The organism is Cupriavidus sp. GA3-3 (assembly GCF_000389805.1).
GTDB classification, from domain to species: Bacteria; Pseudomonadota; Gammaproteobacteria; order Burkholderiales; family Burkholderiaceae; genus Cupriavidus; species Cupriavidus necator_D.
On sequence record NZ_KB944461.1, the window covers coordinates 378,329 to 403,362 of the forward strand.

The following is a 25,034-nucleotide window of genomic DNA, read 5'->3' on the forward strand; positions in this document are numbered from 1 at the left end:
TATGCCGGGCTCGTGTGGCGGCAGCCGGCATCAGCCTGCAATGATAACGGCCCTTAGATTCAGTTGCCGGCCGGACGCTCGAACAGGCTTTCCCACATGGTATCGACCTTCGCCTTGACCGCGGCATCCATGGAGATCGGCGTGCCCCATTCGCGCGTGGTCTCGCCCGGCCACTTGTCGGTCGCGTCGATGCCCATCTTGGAACCCAGGCCCGACACCGGCGAGGCGAAGTCCAGGTAATCGATCGGCGTGTTGTCGACCAGCACCGTGTCGCGGCTGGGGTCGACCCGTGTGGTGATGGCCCAGATCACTTCCTTCCAGTCGCGCACGTCGACATCGTCATCGACCACCACGATGAACTTCGTATACATGAACTGCCGCAGGAAGCTCCACACGCCGAACATCACGCGCTTGGCATGGCCGGCGTACTGCTTCTTCATGCGCACCAGCGCCATGCGGTAGCTGCAGCCCTCGGGCGGCAGGTAGAAGTCGGTGATCTCCGGGAACTGCTTCTGCAGCAGCGGCACGAACACCTCGTTCAGCGCCACGCCCAGCACCGCCGGCTCATCGGGCGGCTTGCCGGTGTAGGTGGAGTGGTAGATCGGGTCGCGCCGCATGGTGATGCGGTCGATGGTGAACACCGGGAACCAGTCCTGCTCGTTGTAATAGCCGGTGTGGTCGCCGAACGGGCCTTCCAGCGCATGCTGGTAGCCGGACGGGTGGTTCGGGTCGGGCTGGATATGGCCTTCGAGCACGATCTCGGCCGACGCGGGCACGCTCAGCTCGGACAGCGTCGGCGTGAGGCAGCCGGCCAGCGCGGTGCGGCTGCCGCGCAGCAGGCCGGCGAACTGGTACTCGGACAGCGTATCGGGCACCGGCGTCACCGCGCCCAGGATGGTGGCGGGGTCCGCGCCCAGCGCCACCGCGATCGGGAAGGGCTTGCCGGGATTGGCCAGCGCATGCTCGCGGAAATCCAGCGCGCCGCCGCGGTGCGCCAGCCAGCGCATGATGACCTGGTTGCGGCCGATCACCTGCTGGCGGTAGATGCCAAGGTTCTGGCGCTTCTTGTGCGGGCCCTTGGTCACCACCAGGCCCCAGGTGATCAGCGGCGCGGCGTCGCCGGGCCAGCAGGTCTGGATCGGCAGGCGCGCCAGGTCGACGTCGTTGCCTTCCCACACCACCTCCTGGCAGGCCGGGCTGCTGACGCGCTTTGGTGCCATATCCCACACAGATTTGGCCAGCGTGAACAGCTTGCCGGCCTCGCGCAGGCCGCGCGGCGGTTCCGGTTCCTTCAATGCTGACAAGACCCGGCCGATGTCGCGCAGGTCCTCCATCGATTCGGCGCCCATGCCAAGTGCGACTCTGTGTGTCGTGCCGAACAGATTGGCCAGTACGGGGACGCTATAGATACCTCCATCGGTGCTGGCTCCGGAAGGTTTCTCAAAAAGGACCGCGGGGCCTCCAGCGCGCAGCAGCCGGTCGCAGACTTCGGTCATTTCCAGGTTGGGCGCAACCGGCCGGGCGCTGCGCCGCAGCTCGCCCATGCCTTCGAGTTGGCCGATGAAATCGCGCAAGTCTTTGTATTGCATAGTGAATTCTGTTGTGGTGCGGGGCTGGGGGAAAGCCTCTGCAAGGCGGCGTCGAAGTCGGTGACGATACACATTCACCGGCGCCGCGGCAAAAAAATCATCAAAGCCAAGCCGCGCAAATTGTAAGTTTTTTGTCGCTGACAGCGTACTTTTCCGAGCGACCAGCCAAGGCCAGGCCTGCGTTTGCGGGCAATCGGGTGATCCGGTGGCGACATGGCAATCATTGTTACAAATAACTGTAAGTAGTAGAAACCGAGGTTATTATTCTTGACGGGATATAACACCGTTCCTACAATCCGGTGTTGCTCCATGGAGTGTTGCGTCGCAACATGGATTTTCCCCCTGTGTCAAGGGGTGCACATAAAGAAAATGTGCCAGAAAGTCCCTCCAGCAAGGACCGATGTATGGACCCGAAGCAAGGCGGGCCGACCGGTCGCCTCCGGCGACTTGCCGGAGCGTAGTGAGTTTAGTCGTGGCAGGGTGCGCTCCCCCAGAGCGTAGCCTGTTTCCAGTTGGGCGCACGGGGAGCGCCTGCCAACAGATGCTTGGTCGTCACTGCTGGACGGCGCGGCATCCTTACTTGAGTACGTTGAGATCGGGCGCGTGCCGCAGTCGGGCGCGCGAAGCGGGCAACGGATGGAGGTAAGCATGAGCGGTTGGAAAACCCTTCATCTTCCCGGCATCGGGCGGGCCTTGCAGGTCCGTCTCCGACAGCCGGTACCCGGAGTGAGTCGGGCATTGCAGGTCCGTCTTGCGCATCCGGTCGCGGGCCGCGCGTTGCGCGGTGGCCGCACAACGCTGAAGTACGCGCTGAACAGCCTGGGCGTGGTCGCGGTTGTTTCGGCCGTGTCGCTGTCGCTGAGCCAGGAATGGCGCACCACGCTGGCCGCGCTGCTGGCGGGTGACGAGGCACCCGCGGTGCTGGTTGGCGCCGCCATGCCGGCCGCGCCTGCCGTGGCCAGCACTGCCGTGCCGCCGCATTCGGCGGACGTCGCCGCGGCCAAGCTTGCCTTTGGCAAGGCCGGCCTGCCGACGGTGTCGGGCGTGGACGAATGGACCCTGGCGGCATCCGCCAAGGTGCCGTCGGTCGCGCACCTCGCCGCGCGGATCCCGGTCACGCGCGTGGCGCAAGACGCCCGCAGCACCGCCACGCTGGGCAGCGCGCGCGAGCAGGCGGCCGTCGCCGACTATATCGCCCGCAAGTACCGCGTGGCGGCGCAGGCCACCGCGCAGCTGGTGAAGGCGGCCTACCTGACCGGCCGCGAGGTCGGCATCGACCCGCTGCTGATCCTGGGCGTGATCGCGATCGAGTCCAGCTTCAACCCGTACGCCGAAAGCGGCGTGGGCGCGCAGGGCCTGATGCAGGTCATGACCAAGGTCCACCAGGACAAGTACGAGGCCGTCGGCGGCGTTGCCGCGGCACTGAACCCGTATGCCAATATCAAGATCGGCGCGCTGGTGCTCAAGGACTGCATCGCCCGCGCCGGCTCGATCGAAGGCGGCCTGAAGTACTACGTCGGTGCCACCACGGCTACCGATGGCGGCTACGGCGCCAAGGTGCTGGCCGAGCGTGCCCGCCTGCGCCAGCTGCTGGGCGTGCGCAACGCGCCCGCCAACGCCGACAAGCCGGTCGAGGTCAAGGCCCCGGCCGAGCGGCTGGCCCCGACCGAGAAACTGGAAGCGAACAACGGTCCGCACAACGCCTGAGCGCGCAACGGTACCGCCAATCAGAAAAGCACCCCGCGGGGTGCTTTTCTTTTGCCTGCTTCAGCCGCGGCAGAGGCCGGTCAGCGGAACAGCTTGCCGAGGCGCGCCATCGCCTCCTCGATATTCTCGCGCGAGGTCGCGTACGAGATCCGGATGTAGTCCTTCGCCGTATGCGGGCCGAAATCCTGCCCCGGCACCATGACCACGCCCGCATCGTGCAGCATCGCCTGCGTCAGCCGGTCGGCATCGCCGGCGGCGGGGTGGTTGACGCCGCGGCAGTCGGCGTAGACATAGAAGGCGCCGTCGGGGCGCACCGGCACGCGCAGGCCAAGGGACTCCAGTGCCGGCACGATCAGGTCGCGGCGGCGGCGGAACTCGGCCTTGCGTTCGTCGTAGATCGCCAGGGCCTCGGGGGTGAAGCAGGCCAGCGCGGCGTACTGCGCCACGGCCGACGCGCAGATGAACAGGTTCTGCGCGACCTTCTCGAAGGCTTCCACCAGCGCCTCCGGCACCACCAGCCAGCCCAGGCGCCAGCCCGTCATGTTGAAGTACTTGGAGAAGCTGTTCACCGTGACCACGTTCTCGTCCAGGCTCAGTGCCGAGACCGGCGGCGCGTCATAGGACAGGCCCTGGTAGATCTCGTCGAGGATGGCAAAGCCGTTGCGCGCGCGCACGGCCTGCAGGATGCGGGCGAGCTCGTCGGGCAGGATCGAGGTGCCGGTGGGGTTGGAAGGCGATGCCAGCAGCACGCCGCGGGTCTGCTCGCCCCAGTTGGCCTCGACCTGCGCGGCGGTCAGCTGGAAGCGCTCGGCCGGGCCGCTCGGGATCATGCGCGCGGCGCCGTCGAAGGCGGCGACGAAGTGCCGGTTGCAGGGGTAGCTGGGGTCGGGCATCAGCACCTCGGCACCGATCTCGACCAGCACCGCGCACGCCAGCAGCAGCGCGCCCGAGGCGCCGGCCGTGACGATCACGCGCCGGGCCGGGATATCCAGCCCGTAGGCCGTCTTGTAATAGCCCGCGATGGCCTCGCGCAGCGGATGGATGCCGAGCGCGCCGGTGTACTGGGTCACGCCGCGGCGCATGGCGGCTTCGGCCGCGCGCACCACCGGCTCGGCGGCGGTAAAGTCCGGCTCGCCGATACCCATGTGCACGATATGGCGGCCGGCGCGTTCCAGCGCGGCGGCCTGCTTGGCCAGTTCCATCACGTGGAAGGCTTCGATATTGGCGAGGCGGGAGGCGGTGGCCAGGTGCTGCATGTCCATGGTGGTCCGGGACGGGCCCGGGGCCCGTTCAGCAAGAGGATAGGTAGGAATGAAAACACCCGCCGGGGCGGGTGTCGTCTTCATCACTGCCGGCGCAAGCCAGCCGTGATGGCGTGGGCCGGCCCGCGGGCGGCTCAGCTGGCAACTCAGCGGCGCGCCGCGACCTCGGCCGCGCGCACCTGGGCGGCAAGCTTGTCCAGTACGCCGTTGACGTACTTGTAGCCCTCGACGCCGCCAAAGGTCTTGGTCAGCTCGACGGCTTCGTTGATCACGACCTTGTACGGGATGTCGAGGCAGTGCACCAGCTCATAGCTGCCGACCAGCAGGGCGGCGCGCTCGACCGGCGACAGTTCTTCGACCTTGCGGTCCAGGAACGGCTCGAAGGCGGCGGTCAGGCGGGCTTCCTCGCGTACGGCGCCGTTGAGGAGCGCGTCGAAGTGCTCGCGGTCGGCCTTGTTGAAACCTTGCGCATCATGCAGGTGAGCCTGGATCGCCCCGATGTCATTACGGTTCAGCAGCCACTGATACAGCCCTTGCAGAGCCAGCTCGCGCGAGCGGCGGCGCGCGCTCTTGGGCGGTGCCTTGGCCTCGGTGCGGGCCGCGGCGGGCTTGCCGCCGGCTGTCTTGCCGCCGTCGTTGTCGGGGGTGTTCGACGTATCACTCATCGTCGTCCTCGTCTTCATCTTCCTGGCCGCGCAGCGAATCGAGCGCGGCGACCAGGTTGGCCATCTCCACCGCGGCGCGGGCGCAGTCGCGGCCCTTCTCGCGCGTGCGGGCGTGGGCCTGCTCGTCAGTATCCACGGTCAGGATGCCATTGGCGATCGGCACATTGAAGTCCAGGCCGACGCGGGTGATGCCGGCGCCCGACTCGTTCGAGACCAGCTCGAAGTGGTAGGTCTCGCCGCGCACCACGGCGCCCAGGGCGACCAGGGCGTCGAACTGGCCGCTCTCGCACATCTTCTGCAGCGCCAGCGGGATTTCCAGCGCGCCGGGGACGGTCACCACCAGGGTGTCTTCGCCCTCGACGCCGAGCTTTTCCAGCTCGGCCACGCAGGCTTCGAGCAGTTCGGCGCAGACCGGCTCGTTGAAGCGGGCCTGCACGATGCCGATACGCAGGCCTTCACCGTCGAGGTTGCTGGGGTAGAAGCCGTGATCCATTGTTCAGTTCTCCAGTTTTCGGGGCGGCAGCGGCGCTGGTGCGCGCTGCCGGGGTGTCCGGGTGGCGCAGGCTCAGTCGGCCTGGCCGTTCATGGGTTGGTAGCCGGTGACCTCGAGGTCGAAGCCGGTCATGCTGGGCATGCGCTGCGGCGACGCCAGCACGCGCATCCTGCCCACGCCAACATCCTTCAGGATCTGCGCGCCCATGCCGTAGGTGCGCAGGTCCGGCTTGCGGCGCGGGCGCGACTGCGGCGCGTCCAGCGCGCTGAACTGCGTGAACAGCTGGTCGGCCGAGTCGCCGCAGTTAAGCAGCACGATCACGCCGCTGTCGGCCTCGGCGATGGCTTTCATTGCCGCCGGAATGCTCCAGGAATGAGTGGTGCACTTCACTTCCAGCAGGTCCAGCACCGAGAAGGGCTCGTGCACGCGCACCAGCGTTTCCTGGTCCGGCGCGGGCGAACCCTTGACCAGCGCCAGGTGCGCCTGGCCGGTGGGCTTGTCGCGGTAGGCGATGCTGTGGAAGGTGCCGTAGGGCGTCTGCATGGCGCGCTCGCCCACACGCTCGATAATGCTCTCGGTGCGGCTGCGGTAGTGGATCAGGTCGGCAATGGTGCCGATCTTCAGGTCATGTTCCTGCGCGAACTCGATCAGGTCCGGCAGGCGCGCCATGGTGCCGTCGTCCTTCATGATCTCGCAGATCACGGCCGCCGGCGTCAGGCCTGCCAGCGCGCCCAGGTCGCAGCCGGCCTCGGTATGGCCGGCGCGGATCAGCACGCCGCCGGGCTGGGCCGTCAGCGGGAAGATATGGCCGGGCTGGACCAGGTCGGCCGGCCTGGCGTCGCGGGCGACGGCGGCCTGCACGGTGCGGGCGCGGTCGGCGGCGGAAATGCCGGTGGTCACGCCCTCGGCAGCCTCGATCGACACGGTGAAGTTGGTGCCGTGCTGGGTGCCGTTGCGGCTGACCATCGGGTGCAGGTCCAGCTGGCGGCAGCGCTCGGCGGTCAGGGTCAGGCAGATCAGCCCGCGGCCGTGCTTGGCCATGAAGTTGATCGCTTCCGGTGTGACGAAATCGGCAGCCAGCACCAGATCGCCTTCATTCTCGCGGTCTTCCTCATCGACGAGGATGACCATGCGGCCGGCGCGGATGTCGGCAATGATGTCTTCGGTACGGGCGATTTTCATGGCGTGCTGAACGGCAAATTGGGGCGAATCGAGCGAAAAACCGGCGAATAGCTGGGGCAGGAAACATGGCCGCGGTTGAAAGCGGCCGGACTGAGGCGGGGCGTCGGGCCGGGCCGGCCAGGCCATATACGCCCGGCAGGTTGCCCAGTCAAGCCGGGTATTGTACGCCAAGGCAGGCAAGGCGTGAGGCGACGGCGCCGGAAAGTGCGGCGCCTGCCTGAAGCGGGTGGGGAGCGCGGTGCTGCATGGGCCGCCCCGTTGCCGGCAGGGTGCCGGCGCCTGGCTCGGCCGGGGCTATGCGGCGGCGGCCAGCGCGGTGCGGTCGTGGCCTGCGGCGCGCAGCCGCGAGGTCCTGGCGATGCGCGCCCTGGCCGCGCGGGTCGCGTCAGCCAGCGCGAGCTCGCGCGTGAGGAAGCCGGCGTTGGGTTTGGTGAACCTGGCATGCGCATCCAGCGCATAGGTCCATTCCCACTTGCCGAAGGTGACCTCGGCCAGTGTCACGACAACGTGGCAATGCTGATAGAAAAAACTCTCGCTCATGCTTGTTTCCTGTGTGGGACAGCGCGCTGGCCATGGCCTGCAAGCCATGCGGGCCAGTGGCGGTCTGTCAGCCAGCCGCGCAGGGGCAGCCGGCCACCCTGTGGGTCGATGGCGGCGGCGCCGGCATCCTGGGCGATCTCGCAGAGCCGCCCCTTTGCGTGCGGGTCGCACGCGCAGATCATCATCAGCTGGCCTGCGGTCATTTGCCGCTTCTGCCGCCTCAGGCCGGCGCGCATGATCCCGGCGCCGACCACGCTGCCCAGCCACCGGCCGATCACGGCGCCCAGCGCCATGCCGCCGAGGTAGGCCATGAAGCCCGTGGCCGCGTTGACCGGCGTGCCGTAGCGGAACACGAGCCAGGCCACCAGCACTGCGCCGGCGGCCATGCCGGCTGCCGCGACTTCATTGCGATAGGTGACCTGTGCCGCGTGGGGCGAGGGCAGGCCTTCGGCCGGCTGGTCGTCGCGCTGGAAGAACCATGGCCCGTCGATGCGTGCGGGAGTCGCGGCCAGCTCGCCAAGCTGCGCGTGCGCGCGCCTTGCCGCGGCAATGTCGTTCAGCCGGAAATACAACAGGGTGAGCATGGTCATGCCTCGCTTGGTGTCAGGTCCATTTGCCGCTGGACCACGGAAAGCCTGCGAAACGCCGGGCGCCTGGGCGCCGGAATGTCTTCGCCAGGGGGGAGGACGGCGGCTGCAGCCGCGGCCATCCGTTGCCCACGGCCTGGTCCCAGTCGATCAGTAGCGTGGCGGCACGGTGCAGGTGGGTCGCGGCCAGGCGCACAAAGCCCAGGCGCGCGCGCATCGGCGCAGTGGGATGCCGGTCACGCAGCAGGCGCGTGGCCGGAAGTCGCTGATACAGGATTCTGGCGGTGGGGTCGGGCACAGTGAGTTCCTTCATGGGTGCCGGGCAACAATCCGGCCCGCAGTTGAAAGAAACGGCGGGAGCGCCAGCTCGCGGACGAGCGCGCGGCGCGGCGGGCAGGGGAGCATGAAGGTCCAGGTGGTCCCCGTGAGTGACTTCAGCAGTCACCGGTGCTAGACGTTGTCGAGGGGGGAGGCCCGGGAACGAGTGGCGAGCGCCTGTGGGCATACATGGACTGCAAGCGCTGCTTAACCATTCTAGGCCTCGGGCGCTGCAGGCACCAGCTGACTTACAACAAAGCTGCCAGGCCCCGCGCGGCGCGCCTCCCAGGGGGGGCGGCGGTGCAAGCAAATTGCCACAGGAGGGGTTTGTCAGCGTATGCTCGCGACAAAAGGGCACGCCCCGCCCTGAATGCCGCCGCGCTGGCAAGCGGCGGCTCGGACTTCAAATCAGGGCGGCAGCCTGATCGCGCCCGCGGACTTTGTACAACAAAGGGAGACAACCATGTCGAGGCAGATCAAGAACAAGGCCGAACTGCGTGCCCTGGTACGCGCCGAGCAGTCGAAGTTCGCCGCCTGCGAAGGCGCCTGCTTTGGCGATGTGGTCTGGCACGCGCCGGACGCCGGCGGCTGCAACTGGAGCCTGTCCACGATGGAGGGCGGCAACAGCAGCGCCTGCGTGGAAGCGCTGCGTCCCTTCACCGACAAGCTGCGCGAGACCTATAACGTGCCTGACGAGGGCAGGTAGCCCGCGGGATTACGCGGGGGCCTGCGCGGTCGACAGCATCCGCTCCACATAGCGGGCGATCAGGTCGATCTCCAGGTTCACGCGCGCGCCCGGCTTGAGTTCCTGCAGCGTGGTGACTTCCACGGTGTGGGGGATCAGGTTGATGGAGAACACGCAGCCGTCGGCTTCGTCATTGACGCGGTTGACGGTCAGCGACACCCCGTTGACCACGACCGAGCCCTTGTAGGCCAGGTAGCGTGCCAGCTCGCGCGGGGCGCGGATGCGCAGTTCATGCGATTCGCCCACCGGCGCGAAGTGCACGACTTCGCCCAGGCCGTCGACGTGCCCGGACACCAGGTGGCCGCCCAGGCGGTCGGCCAGGCGCAGTGCCTTTTCCAGGTTGACGCGGCCGGTGCTCTCCAGCCCCACGGTCTTGTCCAGCGACTCGCGCGAGACCTCGACGTCGAAACTGTCGGGCGCCATGGCGATCACGGTCATGCAGGCGCCCTGGATGGCAATGCTGTCGCCGATGATGACGTCCGACAGGTCCAGCCCGCCCGCGGCGATATGCAAGCGCACGCCGGCATCGGCGGCGCCCAGCGGGGTTACGGAATCAATGCGGCCGACTGCCGCGACAATGCCTGTAAACATGGTGGTGTCTTCTGCTTTGGGTATTTGGAATCTGGATACGCGGTGCCGATGGGTGGCGCGCTACGCGTCGTTGCGCCGGGCAATCAGGCGCAGGTCGTCGCCGATCTGCCGGATCTCATGCCAGCGGAACTGTGCGGCGTCCTGCAGCCGCGCCAGCGGCGGCAGGTTGAACATGCCCTGGGCATCGCCCAGCAGCTTGGGTGCGAGGTAGATCAGCAGCTCGTCGGCGCAATGCTCGCGCACCAGCGAACCGTTGAGCTTGAAGCCGGCTTCCACGTGCAGCTCATTGATGCCGCGCCGGCCGAGTTCTTCCAGCATGCGGCGCAACTCGACCTTGCCGTGCGGGTTGGGCAGGACCACGACTTCGGCGCCGCGGCCTTCCAGTGCGCGCTGGCGTTCGCGGTCCTCCACCGCGCAGAACACCAGCACCGGCTTGGCGAACTGGCCGGTGTCCGGCGTCAGGATCTGCGCGTCCAGCGGGACCTCCAGCCGCGAATCGACCAGCACCCGCTGGGGCTGGCGCGGCGTGGCGATGGCCCGCACCGTCAGCGCGGGGTTGTCGTCGCGCACGGTGCCGATGCCGGTGAGGATCGCGCACGCACGTGCGCGCCAGGCATGGCCGTCGTCGCGCGCGGCCTGGCCGGTGATCCACTGGCTGGTGCCGTCATGCAGCGCGGTGCCACCATCCATCGATGCCGCCACCTTGATGCGCACCCACGGCAGCCCGCGCGTCATGCGCGAGACGAAGCCGATATTCAGGTCGCGCGCTTCCTTCTCCAGCAGGCCGCAGCGCACGTCCACGCCGGCCTCGCGCAACCGCTGCAGGCCGCGCCCGGATACCGACGGGTTGGGATCCTCCATGGCCGCTACCACGCGCGCTACGCCCGCGCGCACCAGCGCATCGGCGCACGGCGGCGTGCGTCCGAAATGGCTGCACGGCTCCAGCGTGACATAGGCGGTGGAGCCGGCCGGGTCCAGCCCGCGCGCCAGCGCGTCCTTCATCGCCTGGATCTCGGCATGGTCCTGTCCGGCCGGCTGGGTGAACCCCTGGCCGATGACCTGGCCATCCTTGACGAGCACGCAGCCGACGCGCGGGTTGGGCGTGGTGATGAACATGCCCCGCGCGGCGAGCGCGAGGGCCTGTTGCATGGCGGCGTGGTCGGTATCGGAAAACATTCGGCGGTTGCGTTTGCCTTGGCGCAGCGATCTGGAATACAGGGCTGCCGGGTTATGGTGGTCCGGAGGACTCCGTCGCATCGCAGTCAGCGTCGCGGCCGGGGGTGCAGAGTCGGATACGTCCCTGCGCGCCCAGTCTGACTTGCCGCTGCTCGCCACGGCAGCCGAGCGTGAAAGTGGCGGCCTGGAAACCGCCCTGCTCAGAACGAGAGTATCCCACAGGCAGGAATTTCAGCACATTCGTGCCGCGGGCGGTCTGGCGCAGCGTCACCCACAGGCAGGGCATGCCCGGTTCGACCACGGCCAGCACCGCGCGGCGATCCGGGTCGCCGTCTGCCGCGACCAGTTGCCAGCCAGGGCCCAGCGTCGCCTCGCCCGGCAGCGGCTGCAGCGTCACCTCGAGGCGGCGCGCCAGTGCGGTGGCCCGCGCCAGCGCCAGCGATGCCGCCAGCCGGTCGGCCGCCAGTGTGACCTGTTGCCGGGCGAGCAGGCCGCCGAACACCGGATAGGATGCCGCCGCCAGCAGTGCCAGGATGGCCAGGCCGGCGAGCAGCTCGGCCAGAGTCAGGCCATGGTGGCGGCGGGGAGCGTGGCTGTTCATCGCGCCTTCAGCAATGGGACGGAAGCGGCCGCGGCACGGCTTCACCTTCGGGTAGCGTCAGCCACTGTCCGGTGCTGCGCAGGATCAGCACGCCGCACTCCGGGTCGGGCCGCTGCGGGACGGCTCGCAATTCAACACAGGTATCCAGGCCGGCCTGCGGGCATGCCGCGGCTGTCACGACATGACGCACGGTGCCGGTGGCCGGTACGGGTAGTGGCCATTCCCCGGCGGCCACTTCGGCACCGGGTTCGGTGGCAAACGTCATGGCGCCGACGGCGTGGCGCTCCAGTTGCAGCATTCCCTCGGTCAGCGCGGTACGCGCCTGCGCCCGCCATCCCCGCATCAGGTGGCCGTGCCATGCGGGCACGGCGATGGCCGCGAGGATCGCGAGGACGGCCAGCGCAACCGCAAGCTCGACCAGGCTGAACCCGGCCCGGGGCCGGGAGGCAGGCGCCGCGGTAGTCATGGCAAATCCTCCCGTACCGGTCCGGCGATCTCGCGCCAGCGCAGGCGCCCGGTGCGCCGGCTGACCATGGTTTGCGACACCCGCGTGACCGTGTTGCCATCGACAGCCCATAGCGACAGCTCGTAAGCCTGGCGCGCGGTGCGTCCCGGCTGCGCCGGTGCGGCGGGCAATTCGGCAACGGTCACGAACACGCTGGCGCCTGGAGCCAGCAACTGGCCGGTGGCCATGTGCAGGCGTTCGCCGGTTCCGCTCTGGCTGACCGATTCCCCGGTCGCCGCCAGCACCAGGTAGCTGCGTTGCGCGCCATCGGGCGTGCGCGTCACGAACAGCAGATGGCCGGGGAAGACCGGCTGGACCTCCACCACCTGTTCGCCGGCATGGGGCAGGGTCAGATGCCAGCCGGCATCGCCGGCGCCGGCTGGCTGCGCGCGCAGGATGTGCCCGCCATCTACGGCCTGCGCCACAACTTGCACCAATGGGACTGCAGTGGCGCCGCGCGAGGACGACAGGTCGGGCACCGCTGCAAGTTCGTTGCCCGTGCCATAGACCACGACCGGCGCAGTCGGCGCTCCGAGCAGCACGGGCGCTTCGGGCATGAGCGGCTGCGCCGACGTCTGCATCCGGTGGAGGCATGACACGGCGGGCGCACCGCCCGGCTGAGGCGCTTCCGCGAGCGGGAAGCGCCATAGCTGGCCGGCATCGTCTGTCGCATAGGCAGCGCGTGCCGTGCCTGTCATGTCGGACAGCACGCTGGCCGCCACCAGGTTGCCGGTTGCCGGCCGGCCCAGGCAGTCGCGTTCCGGCAATGGCAAGGTGCGGACGGCGTACTGCCCGGCCCATGCCGCCCCGGCGGGCTTGTCCAATGGCAGCAGCGCAAGGCCGGAGCGCGCTGCCTCCGACTTGTCATGGGTCGCGGCAGCCAGCGTCACGACTGCGTACCAGCGCAATCCGTCCTGGCCAGGAATGCCGGCGGCACGCACCGGGCCGCGTGCGGATAGTGGCAATGTGTCCGTGGCGGCGATCTCCCACAGCAATGCAAAGGGCATCGGACCGTCGGGATCCGAGACGTCGAGCGCGAATGCCGCTGCGGGGTTGCCGGTCCTGGCGCTGCCAGGGATGCCACACAGCACGACCGTGCGCCACTCGCCATGGATCGTCACATCCTGCGCTTCGGGGCGAGGGCAGGGCGCGGGCGCCAGCGGCGCGTCGTTCGCCGGCGTGGCGGCGGCATAGGGCAACAGCACGCCGGGCAGATAGGCGGCGCGCTCCTCGCCGGTCACGGCATTGAACGCATGCAGCAGACCGTCGTTGGTGCCCAGCCAGACGACGTGCGGGCGCAGGCCGTAGCGCGCGCGAAAGCCGGCATGCCCGGGTTTGCCAGGCGCCCAGGCCGGAGGCGCAACCACCCGCACGCGCGCGCCTGCGGCATTGCCGAGTCGCGTGTCGCGCTGGCGCAGGCCGGCCTCGGTGCGGTCGCCGCGCAGCCATTCGAGGTGAGCGCGGTCAAGGCGGCCAAGCATGTCGGCGCTATCCGTATTCCGGAAGGCGGCATCGATGGCAGCCCATTGCAGCGCGATGACGCGCTGCGGCGGCGCTGACGACGTGAATATGCGACGCGATCCAACCGGCCGATGGTCGAGGCTCGTGCCGGCTTCCCATAGATAAGGCGACAGCACTGGCGCCGGTCCTTGCCAGCCGACAGCGAACAAGCGCCCGGTCCATGGATATGCGCCCGCCGTGGTCCGGTAAGCCAGGGGCAGCCGACCTGCTTCGGATCCGGTGGCGGCTGACGCTGGTGCAATGGCGATGGCCAGGCAGGCGAAGGCAACGGCAACGAGGCGATTCACGGCTGGATCACGCTCTGTAGCACGGCACGTATGGCACGGCTGCGGCCGAAGCCGATGGCCGTGATCCGGATCCGTGGTGCCGGTGTGGTGGCGGAAGGGGCATCCGGAGTGCTGTAGCCGGACGGTGCTTCGTCCAGGATCTCGGCGACATACCGCGGCAGTTCGCGCGTGCCGGCGGCACCCGCGGGCAGCACCGGCAGCGTCGCACCCGAGAAGCGGCCGAATGGCACGCCGACGGCGTCCGCACTGGTGTCGGCCAGCAGCCAGGGCTGCCACACGGGTGGGCCCGTCACCGCTGGCCGGCACACGCCAGCCTGCTGGCCGCTGCCGCAGTGTCCCGGTGCCGGCCAGATGCCGAGCCGGCCCATCATGTCTTGCGATATGGCGGCCGCAAGCAGGTCCGACTCGGCATCAAGCAACGCGACCTCGGCGGCCCGGAATGCGATTTCGCGTTCGAGCTGCATGACGGCAAGTCGCCGCGCGGACAGCAGCATGTGCAGCGTGCCGGCAGCGGTCAGCACTACCAGCAGCAGCATCGTGGCGCAGAGCAGCAGCGTGACGGCGCCTGCCTTGTGGCGACATGGAAGGCGGCGGGCTAGCACAGCGTTTCCTGGCAGCGTGGCGCATTGCGCAGCCGCACCGTGGTGGCGAAGACACGGCGGGCGGTGCCGGCCTGCGACGGCGGCACCGGCGCCAGATCGCCGGCGGCGGTGCCGGGTGGGTCGGCGTCTTTGCCCGGGCTTGCCGCTGCCGAACCCGGGCGCTCGCCGCGCACGGCAATGGCAATCTGCACGGCCACCACGCGATGCCAGGCGGATTCATCCAGCGAGTGGATCGCGGATGCCGTCTCGAAGCGGTCGGCCCGGCCGTCGCCGTCCGTATCCAGGCCGTAGCGCACTTGCAGTGATTCAACGCCGCGGACCAGCGCGCCGGAGGTCCAGCCAGTGCCGTCGATCACGCCACCGCGGCGTGCCGGGTAGCGGCACAGCAGTTGCGGCACGCCATCGCTGCCCGCCGCGACATAGATCAGGTTGGCTGCGACGTAGCCACTGTGCGCGTCAGCACCGGCCACGCGCGCGGCGACGGCGTAGCCGCTGCAGTCGGTCATGGTTTCATCCGGCTGCGACGGCGCAGCCGGCAGGCCGCTGCCGCTGAAGCGGACCAGCAGCGCATCGCTGCGGCCGACGCCAGCCCTGCCGCAGGACGGCACCGCACCGATGGCAGGCTGACCGCAGTCGTCGGCGCCGCTGACGGCCGGCGGCGCAGGGTAGGAGGTGGCGGGAAGGGGCTCGCCGGGCCAGCCGGACTGGCGCAGCAGCGCGGCGATGATCGTCAGGGCGCGCTGGCCGCGCTCTTCGAGCAGGATGCGGTCGGTGGCGGTGAGGTAGGCGGTACGAGTGGCATGGAATGCCGCAACGGCTGCCGCGGTGACGATCAGGCCGAGTATCAGTCCGACCAGCAGCTCGACCAGCGAGAATGCCCTGGATGCGTCCCGCCTCATGGCTGCATCCACAAGGCGATCGCGGGTATGCCGGCCTGCCCGCCAAGCCGTCCTGCCATGATCAGTGGCGAATCTTCCGGGCACGGAAACGCCGGGTTGTTCCCGCACCGGCTCGACCAGAGGTCTGGTCGCCCGCTTTGCAGTGCCGGCTGCGCTGTATCCAGCTCAGCCATCTCCACGGCAAGGCGGGCGGACCGGGCCAGCGCGTCGAGTTCGCGCAGCTGGGCCAGCGCCTTCGGCGCCAGCCCCATCATTGGCATCAGCCCGGCACCAAGCACGATCAGCGCGCACAGCGTTTCATGCAGCGCGAATCCCGCGGGGCGGCCGGCGCAACGCGGTCTGCGGCGCGGGCGGGCAGGTGGATGTGCTGGCTTGCGAAGATCCGGCATGGGCGGTCACCGAGACTGGCAGGGACCGTCAGACTAGCTGTCGCGAGCAGGCGAATACGTGCCTAAGCGTGGAGGATTTGCGGAATGTTGTTTCGGTCTTCCCGGGAACAGCGACCAGGCAGCCTCGCCTACTGACACACCGTGGCTTGTGTCGGCACGGGCGCGCATACGCGGACCCTGCCCAACTGGCTGATATCGATGAGCTTCTGGTTGCCGGTGCCCAGTCCCATCAGCACCTGGGCAGACTGCATCGCATCTGCCAGCGTGCGGGTATAGCCTACGGGCGAGTAGGAGAGGACCCCCGACTGCGGCGTGCTGGAGAATGCTACGGTCAATCCCTGGGCGGAGGGGACATGCTGAACCAGCACGGCTTGGCCCGTGCAGTCCGCGTTTCGATTTGGGTTCAGGCAGACAGTCCAGCCGTTGCGCCAGTCATTGCTGACGGGCGCCACGGTGACCCAGCTATTGCGCGATAGCGCACTGGCCCGTGCCAGGGAAAGCGACGAAGCCAGCGCGTCTGCTTCAGTGGCAAGCGTGTTGCGCTGAATGAAGGAGGTGTAGGCGGGTGCCGCCATGCCGGCGAGGATGACCAGCACGACCAGCGTGACCAGCAGTTCGATCAGCGTGAATCCGGTCTGGGGTCGGGGGGCTTGAGGGCGCATCACCAGCATCCCTGGGGCAGGTTCGCGAAGGCGGCGACATTGTTGATCAGCACGCCGCGCTCGCCGGTGCTGCGCAGCAGCAGCGTGCCACAGCGGTTGTCGGCGATCGTGGGCGTGGCGCTGACCTGCACGCATTCGTTGAATGCCAGCCCTGCGCACGCGCCGGATGCAATCGCGTAGTTGCCGCTTTCCGAGGCTTGCGGGAAGCCGCGCCAGGCGCGCGTGCTGTCGGCGGGGTCGACGTAGGAGTTGGCCTGTGCGTAACGACGCTCCAGCGCTTGCATGGCCGTCATCAATGCAGCCTTGGCTTCGGTGCGGCGCCCGCGGGCAACATGTTCGGCGTAGTTGGGATACGCAATGCCAGCGAGGATGCCAAGGATGGCGATGGCAATCAGCATCTCCATCAGCGTGAAGCCGCTGGCGTGGCGACGCCAGTCACGGTGGCAGCGCTTCATTTGCGGCTCCGAAATTGCGAATCTCGCGCCAGCCAAGGCGCCCGGTGGTGGGGTGCCCCCCGTCGGTGGCTGTGTTGCCGGACACAAGCGGCCTGCTGGACAACGACGCGCCTGCGCTGCGGCCGCCACCCGATGCGCCGAACGAGAACACGTCGATGAACTTCAGCGTAGTGATCTGGCCGACGGCATTGCGTTGTGGATCGACCGTGGTCTTGGTCTGGATCAGCACTGGCGCACCCAGGATGCCGAAGGTGGAGAGATCGCCGGTCGATGTCCCCGTGGCGGGCATGCCGGTCAGCGCATTGATCTGATAGCGGCCGCTGTTGCTGGAGGCGCCGCAAAGATCATCGCCGGTCATCAGCGAGTTGAACCAGATCTTTCCGTAGGCTGGCACGAGTGCGGTGACCTGGCGTTCTCCGTTGCCCGGGAAATCAAAGTACCACCCCGCCTTCTGCCCAGTCTTTGAGCCGAGGCTATAGCTGCGTGACGAATATTCGTAAGCGCCCTTGCTGTTACGGGTCAGGGTGACCGGGTTCAGCATGCTGCGGTCTGCGATCGACTGGGAGCCTCCCGCATCGTAGATGCCGTACATGGCGTTCCGGGTCAGCGTGCCGGTGGTGATGGTGTCGGCAGGCTCCAGGTACTTCCCGGTGCCGAACACCACCATGTAGCCGCCGGGCGCGTAGACCCATTTGGGCTGGACCGTGATCGGTTGCGGCTTTCCGCTGGCATCGCGGGCCTGGAACAGCGGCCGGCCGTAGTTGCCGCCGCCGTAGTAGGGCAGGGCCCCGGCAGCGTTCCAGGTGGATGGGCCGCCATTCAGGATGAACTTCCAGAGGCGGCCCTGGAGGTCGCCGGCGTAGGCGGCGACGGTCTGCCCGTCGGTAAGCCGCACCAGCGCCGGCGAGCTCAGCCCGTTGGCAATGCCGGCGGTGACGTCCGCCGCCATCGAGATCTTCCAGTAATTGACGCCCAGTTGCCACGGCGTCCCGGCCGGCTTGTCCAGTGCCACGATGAACAGCACCGAAGGCGCGGCCGGATTGCTCGCGCCATCCGCATCGTTGGCATTCAGGCCGTTGCCCGTCATGGCAAACCACCTGTACACAGGCTTGTTGTCGGAGTCCTTGCCGGCAAACAGCTTGACGATCTGGGGCGGCGACATGACGTTGCCCATGTCGGCATCATCCTTGTCCGTGAACTCCCACAAGACATTGCCGGATCCGACGCTGGCGGGATCGCTGACATTCAGCGCAAAGAGGCCTTGCGCGCCGCCACCCATGCCAGAGACCAGCACGGTCTGCCAGGCGTTGCCGACCCGGGCTTCCGCCACGGCAGGCGTGGCGTCCACGTACGGCCGATGGATATAGCTCGGCGAGGTCAGCTGGACCAGGTTGGCGAACACTGCGTTTGGCACGTAGGCAAACAGTTCAGAGCCATTGGCCGCATTGAAGGCGTGGAGCATGCCATCGTTGGCGCCGATGTAAACTGCGGCGGTACGCTGGCTGTGGGCCTTGTAGAAGGCGGTGTAGTCGCTTTCGGCGATGGTGCTGGACGGGGCCGCCATGTAGACGGGGCCCGAGTTGACGATGTCGCCCAGCAGTGAGTCGCGCAAGCGCATGGTCCCCGTGCTGCCGGTGGATTGCTCCTGGCTGCGCTCGCCACGCAGATAGCTGAGCCGGCTCTGGGCCACGGTGTCAGTCTCTGTCGGCGCGAGCTTCAGTGCGGCCTTCTGCGCGGCGTTGAGGGATTTCCATTCGAAGGTGGCGCCCGCACCCGCGCCGGTTCCTGCATTGTCGGCCGTGCCCGACGGGACCCAGGTCAGCAGATTGCGGGCAGCGGTGCGGGCAGTCAGCACCTTGCCAGCCTCCCAGGTTTCGGTACTGGAGATCTGAACGCCGGTGTCGGGATCATTGGTCACCGCCAGTGCCGAAAGGCGCCCGTTCCATCGCTGGTCGAATCCGGGAGTGAACAAGAGGGTGTCGCTCGCCACCTGGGAAGAGGTCAGTGCCACGCCAGACAATGTGCCGGCCGCGTTGACGATTTGCGCGAAGACCTTCTTGATGGAAGCGATCATGGCGGCCGGCTGCCCGGCCAGGAACCAGTTGGCGGGGACGTCGGATCCGCCCGACGATTCCCATTCGGCATTGCTGGTGACGGTGGCGCCGCTGGCCCCCTTGGTGCGGAACGGATTGCCATCACCATTCTGGTCGTCAAAGCCGCCGTATTTTGCCGCCAGGTACATCTGGCTGCGGCGCTGTTCGTCGCCGACGCTGCCGTTCCCGTTCTCATTGACGTCGATGCTGAACGTGGTGACGCGCAATTCCGGCATATCGGGGCGGAAGCCGTAGGTATGGGCCCAATACGCGACGCCGGCCATATAGTAGGTGCCGTGGCCGCTGGAGCCGGTGTCGGCGCCAGCCAGGTTGGCGAGCGAGGTGTCGGGGCGGCTGTTGCCGGATGTTCCCGAACTCTCGAGATCGGCCACCGCCTGCGTCCAGGTCGTGACATCGAAGCTGTACTTGCTGTATTTCGATATCGCGTCCGCCGGCCGGGCCGAGTCGTTGGCAGAGACCGGCTTGCCACCGGAGAGGTAGGTCGTCCTGGTGTTGCCGGGAATGTAGCGGTCCCAGTGCGTATTGATATCGGCAATGGCAAGGACGTAGTTCTTCTGGCAACTGGCAAGGATGGGGTCTGTCCATTGTGTGTAGACCGGAAATCCATCCTTGTAGGCGCTGGCGTTGTCGATGGCTTCGGGCGTTGGTTGCCGGCCTTGCAGGTAGCGGATGCTCTCGTAGTAGAGTTCGCCGACCGGATCCAATGACTTGTAGGCGCCGGAACGCCCGAACTGATTCAGGTAATTGATGACGCCGCTGATGTTCTCTGACGCGCTCTCGGGGTTCTGGATGAATACGCCGTCGTCATCCCATTCCCGGCGCAGGTTGCTGGCTTGGTTGAAATTGCTGTCGACGGTGTTCGGCCCCACATACTTCAGGGGCGCCCGCAAGACACCGCCATAACGGGTATTGGCGCTGTCGTTCAGGTAGCCAAACGCGCCAAAGCGGACCTTGTCTGCATTGCGCTGCATTTCGCCAACCGGCTTGTACCCGGTGCGATACAGCTTGCAGAAATCGGTGCGGGACCTCGCTTCGCTTGCATCGCAGACTTGCACCCGTACCAGGTAGGTGCCCTGGTTCCTGTACTTGCCGGGGCTCGAGCAGCTGGCGCCGGACTCGGTGCTGTCCCCAAAGAACACCTTGTTGCCACATGAGGTGATGTACAAGGTCCTGCTGCTGAAAGGCGTGACCGAGGACGCCTTGTCGTAGGTCTTGCGGGGGAAGTAGGAGTTGCTGTTGAAAAAACTCTCCTGCAGCACGGCACGTTGCAGGATGGTCTGTGTGGCGGAGTCGACGACGCGGTCGCCCCCGGTCAGCGCGTAGCGCAGCATATCGATGGCCGAGGCCGTGGCCCAGTTCATGAAGTTGCCGCTGAACTGGCCCGTGCATGTGTGATCGGCCGTGTTGGCGTCGCCGGCAATGACAAAATAGCCATTGCTGGCGCTTCCGCTGTAGTTGTAGCACTTGCGCGGATTGAAGTAGCCAATGTATTCCGTGGTCGGCGAATACGTGCCGGAGCGATAGGCTGACCCCACCGTGGGGAACTCCACCGAGAGCGTCAGCAGCAGGTTGGGATGGATATTCTGGTTGCGGCCGTACAGCGGCGCCTGCGCGAGCTTGACGGTCGCGAGGCTGCTCTGTTCCGTTGCGGCAAGCAGCGGGCCGGCGGGCAGGCTGAGAAGCGCGGCCATTGCCGCGAAAATGAATTTCCGGATCCGGCTCATTTGCCGTGCTCCGCGACAGGCATGGACGTTGCCATTCATTCCCCCTTCCGGTAGTACGACTGCAACATGACCCGGGTCGCCGGGTTAGCGCCAAAGCCGACGGCCGTGACGCGGAAGATGTATGCGCCCTCGCTCGCGCCTGGCGACATGTCGCTGATCGGCTCGATGATGTAGCGCGGCAGGGCGGCAGGCAGCAGCCCGCCTGTCGCGGTCGGGAACCTGCGGCCGGTGAAGGTGCCGTAGGCGGTGGTGCGTGCGTTGGCGCCCGTCTGGCTGAAGTCAACGGCAAGCCAGTTCGGCGTGCCGTCGAGCACCGGGTCGCACAATCCCTGGAAGGGTGAGGCGCCTGTCACGCCCGTATTGCAACCCGCCACGAACGGCAGCACATTCATCGTGGTGCCGGAGAAGATGGCCGACCGGCTGGTTGGGGCGGAAACACCCTGGATGTCGATTTCCGCATCCAGCAAGGCTGCCTCGGCCGCTTGCTGAGCCAGGTCCCGGTCGCGCTGGTTCGATGCCATGCGCTTGCTGCCAATGGCCAGCCGGGCACCGGCGATGGCGATGACGCTGATGATCAGCAGCATCACCAGGGCGGTGATCAGCGCGATGCCACGCGGGTTGGGGTGCGCGGTGCGGGCGTTCATGTCGGCGAGCAGGTGGTGCAGGTGGCCATGTTCCGGAGCTGTACGGTGACGGTGTACAGGCGTCGCATGCGCTGCAGTTGCGTGGCCGGCGTGAAGGATGTGTCGTTGCCCGGCGAGCCCGGGAACAGGCGCCCGAACAGGCGCAAGGTTGGCGGATCCTGAGGCGATGCGCTGGCGGTATCGCCCATCAGCACCATGGCAATCTTGATGGCGACGACGTTCTGCCAGGTGGTGGGCAGGGCCAGCACCTCGGTGGCCGACAGGAAGCGGTCCGGGGTCTGGTCGAAATTCGTATCCATGCCGTAAAGCACCTGGAAGACTTCAACGCCTGAGATCAGCGAAACAGCCTGGTACGCCGTGCCGGCCGTGAGGATTTCCTTGTTGGCGGCGTCCCGTGGACGATAGCCGCACATCAGCTGAGGCATGCCGCCGGCATCGTTGCTGACATAGAAGACCGCCATGCCGCGCGCTAGGTCTGCGTCTTCCCAGGCCTGCGGCTCGGCGACGCCATTGCCGGAGCAGTCGATCATGCTGTTGTCCGGGACGGTGCGGTCCTGCTGCGTGCCGGAGCCGAAGAAGCGGACCTGCAGCACATCGCTCTTGTTCACGGCACCCGCTTGGGCCGGACACGCGAGGTTTTGCGCCGGATTGCCGAGATCTTGCGCGGGGGCGCCGCAGCTGTCGAGGCCGCTGATGGTCGGCGACAGGCTCGTGGTGGTGAGCATGACGCCTCCGGGGCTGGGCGCGGGAGGCCCGCTGGCGCCGGGAGAGGCCGCGGCGCTGTTGCCCGCATAGTTGCTCCACGCGGCCTGGCGCACGATCCGAACCACGGTATCCACCGCAAAACGGCCTTTCTCATCCAGCGCAGTGGTGTCATCGATGCTGTTGTAGTTGGCTCGTCCGGTCAGGTAGAGCGCCGCGGCAGCCATGATCAGGAGCAGGCTCAGCGTCATCGCCACCATCAGCTCCACCAGCGACAGCCCCAGTTGACGATGCCGGCCGGCGTTGAGATACATCCTGGCGTTCCGCATGTCAGTTAACCGTGCCCTGCGTGGCCACGATGACCACCTGGGGGCGCGTGCCCATGTCGGACATGTCGACCCGTGCCGCGACGGTTCTGGCGGCAAGCCGGGAGATCCAGCCGATCTTGATGACAATCGGTGCGTCGTCCGCGCGGCCAGTGGCCGATGGCGTGCATCCCCATGAGAAGCCGGTGGCCTGGTCGTAGGCGACCATGTCCCGGCAAATCACGGCGCGTCCGCCAGGCAGGCCTGTGCTGACACGCTCCCAGAACTCGGCGACATCGAAATCCGCCAGTTGCTGCGCGCACCCGGCCGCCGTGCCCGGGCAGGCGATCGCGTACGGGCTGTTTGCTGCCGTGAGCGCGGGCGGCTGCCCGGTGGCAGTGTCGATGAAGTAGCGGTTCGGGATGATGGCTTCCGCCGCCGCGCCGGTTTGCGAGACGGCCGGATTGGCACGCATGCGCTCGGCCATCTCGGTGGCCAGCTGCATGGCAGTGGTGTCGTAGGAAGCTTGTTGCGTGAAGCGGGATGAATTCAGCAGCAGGCTGGCGACGCCGAGCACGCCAACCGCCAGAACGACAATTGCCACCAATGCTTCGAGCATGGCAAAGCCGGCTGCCCCGCGGCAGCGTTGACCCATTCTGACCCCCGTCAAAAGACGTCCGACTTCGTTAACTTCTTTTTTTGGTCTGCAATCCCGGGCCCTTTTAATATGCGACAGCGGGCCTTGCGGAAATGCAACGGGGATTAAACAACGATTTTGTTACTTTTGCTACCCCTTCCGGGGGGTGGACGCCGCAAACTCATCCAGCACGTCGCGGAATTCCGACACGTCCTCAAAGCTCCGGTACACCGAAGCAAAGCGGATATACGCGATCTTGTCGAGCTTGCGCAATTCGCGCATCACCAGTTCGCCGACCTGGCTGCTGGGGATTTCTTTCTCTCCCAGTGCCAGCAGTTTTTCTTCGATGCGGGTGATGGCTTCGTCGATGGCTTCGGCCGAGACCGGGCGCTTGCGCAGCGCCAGGCGCATGGAATCCTTCAGCTTGGCGCGGGTGTAGTCCACGCGCGAGCCGTTTTTCTTGACGATGGCGGGGAAGAACAGCTCGATCCGCTCATAGGTGGTGAAGCGGCGGTCGCAGGCTTCGCAGCGGCGGCGCCGGCGCACGGCATCGCCGTCTTCCGACATGCGCGTGTCGAGTACCTGGGTATTGGAATGACCGCAAAAGGGGCATTTCATGCCGGACCACCTTCAGTTGAACCCCGTCGCCTTGTCCGTGTTGTCGTTCTGCGGAGGCGGGGCGGGTTGGCGAGGCCCGCAAGCCAGTGCCCGAGGACGCCGGCTTGCGGAGCTGCCGGCCGCTCATGCGGAATCCGCATGGGCGGCCTCGATGCATCAGCCGTAGACCGGGAAACGCTTGGTCAGGGCTGCCGCCTGCTCGCGCACGCTGGCGATATTGGCGGCGTCGTGCGGGTTGTCCAGCACATCGGCGATCAGGTTGCCGACGATGCGGGCTTCTTCTTCCTTGAAGCCGCGCGTGGTCATGGCCGGCGAGCCCAGGCGGATGCCCGAGGTCACGAACGGCTTTTCCGGATCGTTGGGGATGGCGTTCTTGTTGACGGTGATATGCGCCTCGCCCAGGATGCGCTCGGCTTCCTTGCCGGTGATGTTCTTGGCGCGCAGGTCAACCAGCATCACGTGGCTTTCGGTGCGGCCCGAGACGATGCGCAGGCCGCGCGCGATCAGGGTCTCGGCCAGCACGGCGGCGTTCTTCACCACTTGCTGCTGGTATTCCTTGAACTCAGGCGTCAGCGCTTCCTTGAAGGCGACGGCCTTGCCGGCGATTACGTGCATCAGCGGGCCGCCCTGGATGCCGGGGAAGATCGCCGAGTTGATGGCCTTCTCGTGCTCGGCCTTCATCAGGATCACGCCGCCGCGCGGGCCGCGCAGGCTCTTGTGCGTGGTGGTGGTGACGAAGTCGGCGTGCGGCACCGGGTTCGGGTAGACACCCGCGGCGATCAGGCCGGCGTAGTGGGCCATGTCGACCATGAAGTAAGCGCCGATCGACTTGGCAACCTTGCTGATGCGCTCGAAGTCGATGCGCAGCGCGAAGGCCGAGGCGCCGGCGATGATCAGCTTGGGCTTCTTCTCCTGGGCCAGCTTTTCCAGCGCGTCGTAGTCGATGTCTTCCTGGGCGTTCAGGCCGTAGCTGACCACGTTGAACCACTTGCCGCTCATGTTCAGGGCCATGCCGTGGGTCAGGTGGCCGCCTTCGGCCAGGCTCATGCCCATGATGGTGTCGCCCGGCTTGAGCACGGCGAAGTACACGCCCTGGTTGGCCTGCGAGCCCGAGTTGGGTTGCACGTTGGCGGCTTCGGCGCCGAACAGCTGCTTGACGCGGTCAATGGCCAGCTGCTCGACGACGTCGACGTACTCGCAACCGCCGTAGTAGCGCTTGCCGGGATAGCCCTCGGCGTACTTGTTGGTCAGCTGCGAACCCTGGGCGGCCATCACGGCCGGCGAGGTGTAGTTCTCGGAGGCGATCAGCTCGATGTGGTCTTCCTGGCGCTGGTTCTCCTGCTGGATGGCGGCAAAGACCTCGGGGTCGATCTGGTCGATCGTAAAACGGCTGCGTTCGAACATGGCGAAACTCGTCTGAAAAATAGGGAATCCGATTCACGCATCGGGGGTAGGGCGCGCGGGGAAGGCTAGCGGCGACCAGCACCGGCGGCTTGTAACCGTCGGTGCAGGGC

At 67.2% G+C, this 25,034-nt stretch carries 27 protein-coding genes; 3 read left to right on the forward strand and 24 right to left on the reverse strand.

Annotation, left to right across the window (positions count from 1 at the left end; all coding sequences use genetic code 11):
• Window positions 1-59: 59 nt before the first annotated feature.
• Window positions 60-1,589 (reverse strand): 4-hydroxy-3-polyprenylbenzoate decarboxylase, encoded by a 1,530-nt coding sequence (ubiD, locus tag C265_RS04430; protein WP_010813767.1) that lies wholly within the window; start codon window positions 1,587-1,589, stop codon window positions 60-62.
• A gap of 648 nt (window positions 1,590-2,237) precedes the next feature.
• Between ubiD and C265_RS04435 the strand changes: the two genes are divergently transcribed.
• Window positions 2,238-3,296, forward strand: a complete 1,059-nt coding sequence (locus C265_RS04435; protein ID WP_037023574.1) for a lytic transglycosylase domain-containing protein — start codon at window positions 2,238-2,240, stop codon at window positions 3,294-3,296.
• Window positions 3,297-3,376: 80 nt separating this feature from the next.
• On the opposite strand, the gene C265_RS04440 is transcribed toward C265_RS04435, so the two are convergent.
• The 7 genes from C265_RS04440 to C265_RS04470 all read right to left on the reverse strand — a co-directional run bounded on the left by C265_RS04440 (window position 3,377) and on the right by C265_RS04470 (window position 8,338).
• The gene (locus C265_RS04440; protein ID WP_010813765.1) at window positions 3,377-4,558 is read right to left on the reverse strand and encodes a pyridoxal phosphate-dependent aminotransferase; all 1,182 of its coding nucleotides are present in this window, start codon (window positions 4,556-4,558) and stop codon (window positions 3,377-3,379) included.
• A gap of 146 nt (window positions 4,559-4,704) precedes the next feature.
• Window positions 4,705-5,223: a transcription antitermination factor NusB gene (gene nusB / locus C265_RS04445; protein WP_010813764.1), complete on the reverse strand. Its 519-nt coding sequence runs from the start codon at window positions 5,221-5,223 to the stop codon at window positions 4,705-4,707.
• On the reverse strand, window positions 5,216-5,716 hold the full coding sequence (gene ribH / locus C265_RS04450; RefSeq protein WP_010813763.1) for a 6,7-dimethyl-8-ribityllumazine synthase: 501 nt from the start codon (window positions 5,714-5,716) through the stop codon (window positions 5,216-5,218). The genes nusB and ribH overlap by 8 nt, the downstream gene beginning before the upstream one ends.
• A gap of 72 nt (window positions 5,717-5,788) precedes the next feature.
• Window positions 5,789-6,898, reverse strand: coding sequence for a bifunctional 3,4-dihydroxy-2-butanone-4-phosphate synthase/GTP cyclohydrolase II (ribBA, locus tag C265_RS04455; protein WP_010813762.1), 1,110 nt, complete (start codon window positions 6,896-6,898; stop codon window positions 5,789-5,791).
• A gap of 294 nt (window positions 6,899-7,192) precedes the next feature.
• Window positions 7,193-7,438, reverse strand: a complete 246-nt coding sequence (locus tag C265_RS04460) for a hypothetical protein (RefSeq protein ID WP_010813761.1) — start codon at window positions 7,436-7,438, stop codon at window positions 7,193-7,195.
• Complete coding sequence (locus tag C265_RS04465) at window positions 7,435-8,028, reverse strand: hypothetical protein (RefSeq protein ID WP_010813760.1); 594 nt, start codon at window positions 8,026-8,028, stop codon at window positions 7,435-7,437. Before C265_RS04465 ends, C265_RS04460 begins: the two co-directional genes overlap by 4 nt.
• 13 nt (window positions 8,029-8,041) lie before the next feature.
• Window positions 8,042-8,338, reverse strand: a complete 297-nt coding sequence (locus tag C265_RS04470) for a hypothetical protein (RefSeq protein ID WP_010813759.1) — start codon at window positions 8,336-8,338, stop codon at window positions 8,042-8,044.
• 468 nt (window positions 8,339-8,806) lie between these two features.
• Between C265_RS04470 and C265_RS04475 the strand changes: the two genes are divergently transcribed.
• Window positions 8,807-9,049, forward strand: coding sequence for a hypothetical protein (locus tag C265_RS04475; RefSeq protein WP_010813758.1), 243 nt, complete (start codon window positions 8,807-8,809; stop codon window positions 9,047-9,049).
• Window positions 9,050-9,058: 9 nt separating this feature from the next.
• Here C265_RS04475 and C265_RS04480 read toward each other — a convergent pair whose 3' ends face one another.
• The 11 genes from C265_RS04480 to C265_RS04530 all read right to left on the reverse strand — a co-directional run bounded on the left by C265_RS04480 (window position 9,059) and on the right by C265_RS04530 (window position 20,221).
• Window positions 9,059-9,679, reverse strand: a complete 621-nt coding sequence (locus tag C265_RS04480) for a riboflavin synthase (protein ID WP_010813757.1) — start codon at window positions 9,677-9,679, stop codon at window positions 9,059-9,061.
• A 60-nt stretch (window positions 9,680-9,739) separates the two neighbouring features.
• A complete protein-coding gene (gene ribD, locus C265_RS04485; RefSeq protein WP_010813756.1) occupies window positions 9,740-10,855 on the reverse strand; it encodes a bifunctional diaminohydroxyphosphoribosylaminopyrimidine deaminase/5-amino-6-(5-phosphoribosylamino)uracil reductase RibD in 1,116 nt (371 codons plus the stop codon).
• A 52-nt stretch (window positions 10,856-10,907) separates the two neighbouring features.
• Window positions 10,908-11,456: a GspH/FimT family pseudopilin gene (locus C265_RS04490; protein WP_010813755.1), complete on the reverse strand. Its 549-nt coding sequence runs from the start codon at window positions 11,454-11,456 to the stop codon at window positions 10,908-10,910.
• Between the two features lie 7 nt (window positions 11,457-11,463).
• Window positions 11,464-11,922, reverse strand: a complete 459-nt coding sequence (locus C265_RS04495; protein WP_010813754.1) for a prepilin-type N-terminal cleavage/methylation domain-containing protein — start codon at window positions 11,920-11,922, stop codon at window positions 11,464-11,466.
• Window positions 11,919-13,442 (reverse strand): PilC/PilY family type IV pilus protein, encoded by a 1,524-nt coding sequence (locus C265_RS04500; RefSeq protein WP_246840175.1) that lies wholly within the window; start codon window positions 13,440-13,442, stop codon window positions 11,919-11,921. Before C265_RS04500 ends, C265_RS04495 begins: the two co-directional genes overlap by 4 nt.
• A 323-nt stretch (window positions 13,443-13,765) precedes the next feature.
• On the reverse strand, window positions 13,766-14,371 hold the full coding sequence (locus C265_RS04505) for a pilus assembly protein (RefSeq protein ID WP_010813752.1): 606 nt from the start codon (window positions 14,369-14,371) through the stop codon (window positions 13,766-13,768).
• The gene (locus tag C265_RS04510) at window positions 14,365-15,270 is read right to left on the reverse strand and encodes a PilW family protein (protein WP_010813751.1); all 906 of its coding nucleotides are present in this window, start codon (window positions 15,268-15,270) and stop codon (window positions 14,365-14,367) included. Before C265_RS04510 ends, C265_RS04505 begins: the two co-directional genes overlap by 7 nt.
• A complete protein-coding gene (locus C265_RS04515; RefSeq protein WP_144062240.1) occupies window positions 15,267-15,659 on the reverse strand; it encodes a hypothetical protein in 393 nt (130 codons plus the stop codon). Before C265_RS04515 ends, C265_RS04510 begins: the two co-directional genes overlap by 4 nt.
• A gap of 128 nt (window positions 15,660-15,787) precedes the next feature.
• Complete coding sequence (locus tag C265_RS04520) at window positions 15,788-16,330, reverse strand: GspH/FimT family pseudopilin (protein WP_010813749.1); 543 nt, start codon at window positions 16,328-16,330, stop codon at window positions 15,788-15,790.
• Window positions 16,321-16,776 carry a type IV pilin protein gene (locus C265_RS04525; protein ID WP_010813748.1) on the reverse strand — a complete coding sequence of 152 codons (456 nt, stop codon included), beginning with the start codon at window positions 16,774-16,776 and terminating at the stop codon, window positions 16,321-16,323. Before C265_RS04525 ends, C265_RS04520 begins: the two co-directional genes overlap by 10 nt.
• Window positions 16,757-20,221, reverse strand: a complete 3,465-nt coding sequence (locus C265_RS04530) for a pilus assembly protein (protein ID WP_246840176.1) — start codon at window positions 20,219-20,221, stop codon at window positions 16,757-16,759. The genes C265_RS04525 and C265_RS04530 overlap by 20 nt, the downstream gene beginning before the upstream one ends.
• Before the next feature lie 243 nt (window positions 20,222-20,464).
• Here C265_RS04530 and C265_RS32755 point away from each other — a divergent pair, with 243 nt between their 5' ends.
• Window positions 20,465-20,668, forward strand: coding sequence for a hypothetical protein (locus tag C265_RS32755; RefSeq protein ID WP_246840177.1), 204 nt, complete (start codon window positions 20,465-20,467; stop codon window positions 20,666-20,668).
• Here the strand turns inward: C265_RS32755 and C265_RS04535 are convergent.
• The 5 genes from C265_RS04535 to glyA form a co-directional block, all read right to left on the reverse strand.
• Window positions 20,650-21,258, reverse strand: coding sequence for a PilX N-terminal domain-containing pilus assembly protein (locus tag C265_RS04535; RefSeq protein WP_010813746.1), 609 nt, complete (start codon window positions 21,256-21,258; stop codon window positions 20,650-20,652). The two genes, C265_RS32755 and C265_RS04535, sit on opposite strands and share 19 nt — an antisense overlap.
• The gene (locus C265_RS04540) at window positions 21,255-22,274 is read right to left on the reverse strand and encodes a PilW family protein (protein ID WP_010813745.1); all 1,020 of its coding nucleotides are present in this window, start codon (window positions 22,272-22,274) and stop codon (window positions 21,255-21,257) included. Before C265_RS04540 ends, C265_RS04535 begins: the two co-directional genes overlap by 4 nt.
• A gap of 16 nt (window positions 22,275-22,290) precedes the next feature.
• Window positions 22,291-22,920, reverse strand: a complete 630-nt coding sequence (pilV, locus tag C265_RS04545; RefSeq protein ID WP_011615852.1) for a type IV pilus modification protein PilV — start codon at window positions 22,918-22,920, stop codon at window positions 22,291-22,293.
• A gap of 132 nt (window positions 22,921-23,052) precedes the next feature.
• The gene (gene nrdR / locus C265_RS04550) at window positions 23,053-23,520 is read right to left on the reverse strand and encodes a transcriptional regulator NrdR (RefSeq protein WP_010813743.1); all 468 of its coding nucleotides are present in this window, start codon (window positions 23,518-23,520) and stop codon (window positions 23,053-23,055) included.
• A 156-nt stretch (window positions 23,521-23,676) separates the two neighbouring features.
• Complete coding sequence (glyA, locus tag C265_RS04555) at window positions 23,677-24,924, reverse strand: serine hydroxymethyltransferase (protein ID WP_010813742.1); 1,248 nt, start codon at window positions 24,922-24,924, stop codon at window positions 23,677-23,679.
• Window positions 24,925-25,034: the final 110 nt, after the last annotated feature.